This is a genomic window from Kitasatospora sp. NPDC057015, assembly GCF_042673745.1.
GTDB lineage: Bacteria > Actinomycetota > Actinomycetes > Streptomycetales > Streptomycetaceae > Kitasatospora.
In genome coordinates, this window is the sequence record NZ_JBHUSG010000013.1 from 51,898 (window position 1) to 57,897 (window position 6,000).

The 6,000-nt window shown below is 74.5% G+C and carries 4 protein-coding genes; 1 reads left to right on the plus strand and 3 read right to left on the minus strand.

The annotated features are described in order from the left end of the window. Positions 1-149 precede the first annotated feature (149 nt). The 3 genes from ACFTWP_RS15425 to ACFTWP_RS15435 all read right to left on the minus strand — a co-directional run bounded on the left by ACFTWP_RS15425 (position 150) and on the right by ACFTWP_RS15435 (position 3,840). Positions 150-764, minus strand: a complete 615-nt coding sequence (locus tag ACFTWP_RS15425) for a YdeI family protein (protein WP_380265019.1) — start codon at positions 762-764, stop codon at positions 150-152. 95 nt (positions 765-859) lie between these two features. After that, positions 860-2,566, minus strand: coding sequence for a methyltransferase (locus ACFTWP_RS15430; protein WP_380265020.1), 1,707 nt, complete (start codon positions 2,564-2,566; stop codon positions 860-862). A gap of 107 nt (positions 2,567-2,673) precedes the next feature. Then, a complete protein-coding gene (locus ACFTWP_RS15435; RefSeq protein ID WP_380265144.1) occupies positions 2,674-3,840 on the minus strand; it encodes a 4-hydroxybenzoate 3-monooxygenase in 1,167 nt (388 codons plus the stop codon). 389 nt (positions 3,841-4,229) lie between these two features. Between ACFTWP_RS15435 and ACFTWP_RS15440 the strand changes: the two genes are divergently transcribed. Then, positions 4,230-5,873 carry a ricin-type beta-trefoil lectin domain protein gene (locus tag ACFTWP_RS15440; RefSeq protein ID WP_380265021.1) on the plus strand — a complete coding sequence of 548 codons (1,644 nt, stop codon included), beginning with the start codon at positions 4,230-4,232 and terminating at the stop codon, positions 5,871-5,873. Positions 5,874-6,000 lie beyond the last annotated feature (127 nt).

Below are 6,000 nucleotides of genomic sequence, written 5' to 3' on the forward strand. Positions count from 1 at the left end.
AATTCCCGCCGGGCGCGCGACGCCGGGCATCCCATCTGAATGCACGCCCGAATCGCCCGAGTACGGCCCAGTACGAGGACGATCCGGGCGCACGCCCAGCCGGGCGCCCAACGCCGCGCGCTGATCCGACGCGAATTGTCAGACACGACCTAGGGCGTCGCGCCGCCCGCCGGGTCCTCCCCGGTGTGTCCCTCCGCGCCGAGGCGGCGCACCGTGCGCTCCAGCCTGGTCCGCCGGACACCCGGCGTGGGGGCCTGGAGCAGGGGGAGGACGGTGAGGTAGCGGGCGGTCCGGTCGAGGGCTCGGAAGGCGCGGTCGGCGGCGGGGTCGGCGGCCAGCGCCGCGGCGAGGTCGTCGGGGACGGTGGCGGTGCGCTGGGACGGGTAGGCGCGCGCCCACCGCCCGTCGGCCTGTGCGCGGCGGACCTCGGCGAGGCCCGGTTCGCGCATCCGGCCCTCGGCGGTGAGCACCGCCACCTTCTCGATGTTGACCTGCGACCAGAGGCTGCCCGGGCGCCGCGGGACGTACTTCTGCAGGTAGTACCGCTCGTCGAGTCCGCGCCGCTGACCGGAGATCCAGCCGTAGCACAGGCCCACGTCGACGGCCTGGTCGCTCGTCAGCGACGGGATGCCGGCGCCCTTCTTCGCCAGCTTCAGCCACACGCCCTCGTGCCTGGTGTGATGGGTGCTCAGCCAGTGCGCGAACGCCTGTTCGTCGGGGAAGGGCAGGACCTCGACCCCGTCGATCGTCTCCGTGTTCTCCATCCGGCCAGGCTAGGGTCCGCCCACCCCGTGCCCCCGGGCCGGGGGCGCGAGCCGCTCCTGGTGGGGGCGCGAGGACGGGGGAGGGCGGACCGCCGCTACCCGCCGACGGGCGGGGGCGCGGCGGCCGGGCGGGCGTGCAGCACGCTGCCGTCCAGGGGCAGCGGCGCGTGGCCGACGAGGGCGAGTCCGGCGTCGGCGAGGAGCCGGGCGTAGTGGTCGGCGCGGCGTTCACGGCCTCCCACGTTGCACCGCATGTGGAGGTCCCAGGCCGTGGCCAGTGAGGCCGAGTCGTCGGGGGGCAGCACCCGTTCGACGATGAGCAGGTCGGCGTCGGCGGGCATGGCACGGGCGCAGTGGCGCAGGATCTCGCGGCAGCGCTCGTCGTCCCAGTCGTGCAGGATCCGGGAGAGGACGTAGACGTCGCCGTCCGGCGGCACGTCCGCGAAGTCGCCCTCCCGGTAGGCGCAGCGCCCGCCGAGGCCGGCGGCGTCCAGGGAGCGGCGCGCGGCTTCGAGGACGTGCGGGCGCTCCAGCAGGACGCCGTCGAGGCGCGGGTGGGCGGCGAGGATGCGGCCGAGCAGGGCTCCGTTCCCGCCCGCGACGTCGACCACCGTCCGGGGGCCGGGCGCCTCGCTCGCGGCCGTGACGACGGGGTGTTCGACGATCGGGTCGAACATGCGTGAGCCGGCGGCCATGGACCGGTCGAAGAGGTCGGAGAGTTCGGGGTGGCGGGCGAAGTGGTCGAAGTGGTTCTCGCCGAAGAGGTGGTCGAAGGCGACCTCCCCGGTCCGAACCGTGTGACCGAGCGCGCCGAAGGACCGGTAGAACGGGCCGCCGTACAGGAGGGCCAGCGGCCGCATGGAGTCCGGGGCGTCCGCGCTGAGCAGCGCGCCGAGCTCGGTGAGGCGGAAGCCGTCCCGGTCGGTCGCCACCAGGCCGGACATGGCGAGGTAGCGCAGCAGCGACGCCAGGCTCCCCGGGTCGGCGCCGACCGCCCGCGCGAGGGTCTCGACGCCGGTGCCCGTCCCGGTGTGCATCGCGTCGGGCACCCGCAGCTCGGCGAAGACGGCCAGGGCCTGGGTCGTCCACGCTCCGGTCATCAGGCGCAGGAGCGTTTCCGCAGAGTGCCGTGCGCGGTGCTCCGCCAGGTGGTCGGCGAGCACGTCCCGGTGGTCGCCGGGTACGTAGAGTTCCACCCGCCGGTAGCCGGCCTTCGTCTCGGGGGGCGCGGCGAAGTAGAACACCGTGCCGTCCTCGTGCGGGTTGTACCCGCCGCCGTCGGCCGTCGCGCCGTGCCGCGCGAGGATCGCGCACATGCCGCGCAGGACCAGCGGATCCGGGCGATCGATCTCGAAGGCGAGGTGCGCCTCGTGCTCCCACGCGCGCTCCCGCTCGGCGATCGCGGCGAGGTCGGAGCCGGGCGGCACGGTCAGGGTGAACACCTCGACCGTGCGGCTCGTCCCGTCCGGGCCGGCCACGGGCGGGCGGAGGATGCGGACGTCGAGCTCCGCCGCGTCGCGCCGGTGCCGCGCGGCGAGCCGCTCCCGGACGACCACGCTGGGCCGCGGGGCCACGTCGGCGGGCAGCCCGCAGTCGGCGAAGGCGGTGCGCAGTGCCTCCGGAGCCGGCGGGAAGACCAGCACCGCGGCGTGCGAGAACCGGCAGCGGTCCACCAGCGCCTGCAGCTCCAGGGCGTCCAGGCCCGGCAGGAGGAGCGGGAGCAGGGTGGCGGCGTCCTGCTCCCGGACGAAGTCGACCGTCTCGCCTAAACGGTCGGTGTCGGTCGTGAACGACGTGGTCATGGTGAAGCATCCTCAATTCGGTGCTCGGGAGGAACTCGGCGGGGGAGTCGGCCGGGGGAGTTGGCTGGGGGAGTTCGCGGGGGTACCGGGTGGGGCGAAGGGGTTGTTCAGACGCCGACGTAGTGCTCGGCGAACCAGTCCTGGCAGCTGCGCGAGGTGCCCAGGGACGCGAGGCGGGAGCGGCGCAGGGAGTCCTGGAACATCGACTCGCCGTCCGGGCCGGGGGCGCCGTGCAGCAGCCGGAGCATCCACTGCGAGAACTCCTGCGCGCGCCAGATGTGGGCGAGGCACTGCGCCGAGTAGCGTGCGAGCCCCTCGGCGCTGCCGTGGACGAGGTCGTCGACCAGGGCGCGGGCGAGGATCTCGGCCTCCAGCACCGCGAGGTTCGCGCCCTTGGCCGCGGACGGGCTGAGCAGGCTCGCGGCGTCGCCCGCGAGGAGGAGGGTGCCGTGGCGCAGGGGTTCGAGCACGTCGGATTCGAGGTCGACCACGGCACGGTGGACGATCCGGCCGCGGCGCAGCGGGCCGTACTCCTCGGCGCGCATCCGCAGCGACAGTTCGTCCCAGATCCGGTCCTCGGACCACGCGTCGGGCGGTGTGCCGCGCTCGCACTGCAGGTAGTAGCGCGTGACTTCGGGCGTGCGTGCCATGTGCCCCGCGAAGCCCCGGCGGTGCACCGCGTAGCCCACCGCGTCCAGGCTCGGGGGCGCCTCGGCGAGCAGACCGAGCCACGAGACGCCGTGGTCGAGGTGGTGGCGGCGGACGGCGCCGGGCGGGAGCGAGCGCCGTGCGGCGCCGTGCCGGCCGTCGCAGCCGGCGACGTACCTGCCCTGCCAGCTGCCGGTGCGGCCGTCGGCCTCCCGTACGGCGACGGAGGGGCGGTCGCCGTCGGCGTCCCGGACGGTGAGCGCCTCGGTGCCGAAACGCACCCGGCCGCCGGCGTCCAGGTACTGCGTCAGCAGGTCCGTCACCAGTTCGTGCTGCGGGTAGACGGTGTGCCGTTCCCCCCGGCCCAGGGTGCCGTAGTCGAGGCGGAACCGGCCGTCCTCGGAGCGGAACTCGCAGGTCGCGTGCTCCCGGCCGCGCCGGTGGAGGCCTTCGGCCAGGCCGTGCCGTTCCAGGACGCGCACGGTGTTCGCCGCGAGGAAGCCGGCCCGCGACCGGGCCTGGACCTGCGCGCGGGTGGACCGCTCCAGCACGACGCAGTCGACCCCGCTCGCGTGCAGCAGGTTCCCGAGCACCAGCCCGGCGGGTCCGGCGCCGAGGATGACCACGTCGGCCCGGTCGCGCAGTGCTCTGGTGCTCTGACTCTCCGTCACGGAAATGGATCATAGACAGTGGCCGGGGCCCCGGACGGGCGGATTCACCCGTACGGACGCCGCGGGTCTGCGACGGCCGGGAGGTCGGGTGCCCGGCGTCGCGACCCGTCGCCGCTGGAGGGGGAGGTTCCTGTCGGCGTCGTGGGGCGGCGTGGGCTCGGGGGAGCGGCGGCGCGCGAACCGTGCGGCACCGTGTCCGGCCTGCCGTCGGGTTGCGCAATCGCGTACCCGGTAAGGAATGTGAGGTGGCATCAGCTTCGTCGACCCGGCTTCGCCGCGGGCCCGTTGCTGGAAGAATCACCCGGCAGGCATCGGCTTCTCGTGATTCGGCAGGACCCAGACGCATGGAACCCCTCAAGGCCGGCGATCCGCGACAGGTGGGCCCGTACCACCTGCTGGGGCGACTCGGCCGCGGCGGGATGGGCCAGGTGTTCGTGGGCCGGTCGCGCGGCGGCCGGGTGGTCGCGGTGAAGGTGGTCCACCCCGAGATCGCCGGCGACGCGCAGTTCCGCCGCCGGTTCGCCCACGAGGTCGCCGCCGCGCGGAGTGTCGGTGGCTTCTACACCGCCCAGGTGGTCGACGCGGATCCCGGCGCCGACCCGCCATGGCTGGTCACCGCCTACGTTCCCGGCCCGTCGTTGCAGCAGGCGGTCGACGTGTACGGGCCGTTGCCGGTTCAGGCCGTCACCGCCCTGGGGGCCGGACTGGCGGAGGCGCTGACCGCGATCCACGGCGCGGGCCTGGTGCACCGTGACCTCAAGCCCGGCAACATCATCCTGGCCGGCGACGGCCCTCGTGTGATCGACTTCGGGATCTCCCGCGTCCTGGACGCGACGCACGTCTCGACCACGATCGTCGGAACTCCCGGATTCATGTCCCCCGAGCAGGCGAAGGGGCTGAGCGTCGGGCCGCCCGGTGACGTGTTCGCGCTGGGAGCGGTGCTGATGTTCGCCGCGACCGGCCGCGGCCCCTTCGGTGCGGGGTCGGTCGAGTCGATCGTGTACCGGATCGTGCACGCCGACCCCGACCTGGCCGGGCTGCCCGCGCCGCTCGTCGAGTTGGTCTCCGCGTGTCTGGCCAAGGATCCGGAACGACGGCCCGGCCTGGCCGACGTCCTGAACCGGCTGGCGAGGCCCTCCGCGACGGCCGGCACGTGGGTCCCGCCCGCCGTCAGCACGATGATCATCGAGCGCGAGAGCGAGCTGTCGGACCAGCTGGGCACGCCTTCCGCCACGGCGACCGCTCCCGACCCGTCGGCCGCCCGAACCACGCCGTGGGGGCACGTCCCCGCTCCCGTCCCGCCGGGCGCGTCACCGGTGCCGCGCCCGCCGCGCAGCACCGCCCTGCGTGCCGTCATCGCGGTGTGCGCCCTGGCGCTCGCCTCCGGCGCGGTGATCGGTGTCAGGACGGCGATGGTTCACCACGACGATCGGGCGCAGGCCGGCGCGCCCTCCCCACGGCAACAGAGCCCCTCGCCGCTGCCTACCTCGCCGCTGCCGACCTCGCCCGCGAGCGGCCGAGGCGTGCCGTCGGCGTCCGCTCCGTACAGTCCTGCGCCGTTGCCGGCACTCCCGGTGAAGAGCCCCGTCGTACCGTCGGCGTCCGCTCCGGGTCGGATCACCAACACCTTCAGCGGGCTGTGTGTCGACACCGAGGGCCCGCAGCGGGCCGACGTGACCACGCGCATCAGCGACTGCGGGTACTACAGCGGTCAGATCTGGGACTACAACGAGTCGGGGCACTACCTCGTCAACCCGCCGAGCGGGCTGTGCCTGGACACCGCGGGACCTCAGGTCGTCGGGCTCGACGTGGTGCTCAGAGCATGCGGCAACTACTCAGGCCAGCAATGGGAGTACGACGCCGTCACCCACCGGTTCACCAATCCACCGAGCGGCTTGTGCCTGGACACGGCCGGCCCTCCGGCCGACTACGTCAGGTTGGTGCTGAACACCTGCGGAAACGACACCGGCCAGGTCTGGCGCATGTGAGCCGGTGACGGCTCGGCCGCCGGCCCCGTGCGCCGGCCGGGGCCCAGCGCGGCGGGCGGCCCCCCGCCGGGGGGGGGCGGGGCCGCCCGGGGGGGGGGGGGGGCGGCCCCGCCCCCGGCGGCTGAGA

What these genes read in the sequence shown, in the direction of transcription:
- ACFTWP_RS15430 (WP_380265020.1), bottom strand. Translation starts at nt 2,566, where the DNA reads ATGACCACGTCGTTCACGACCGACACCGACCGTTTAGGCGAGACGGTC.
- ACFTWP_RS15425 (WP_380265019.1), bottom strand. Translation starts at nt 764, where the DNA reads ATGGAGAACACGGAGACGATCGACGGGGTCGAGGTCCTGCCCTTCCCC.
- ACFTWP_RS15440 (WP_380265021.1), top strand. Translation starts at nt 4,230, where the DNA reads ATGGAACCCCTCAAGGCCGGCGATCCGCGACAGGTGGGCCCGTACCAC.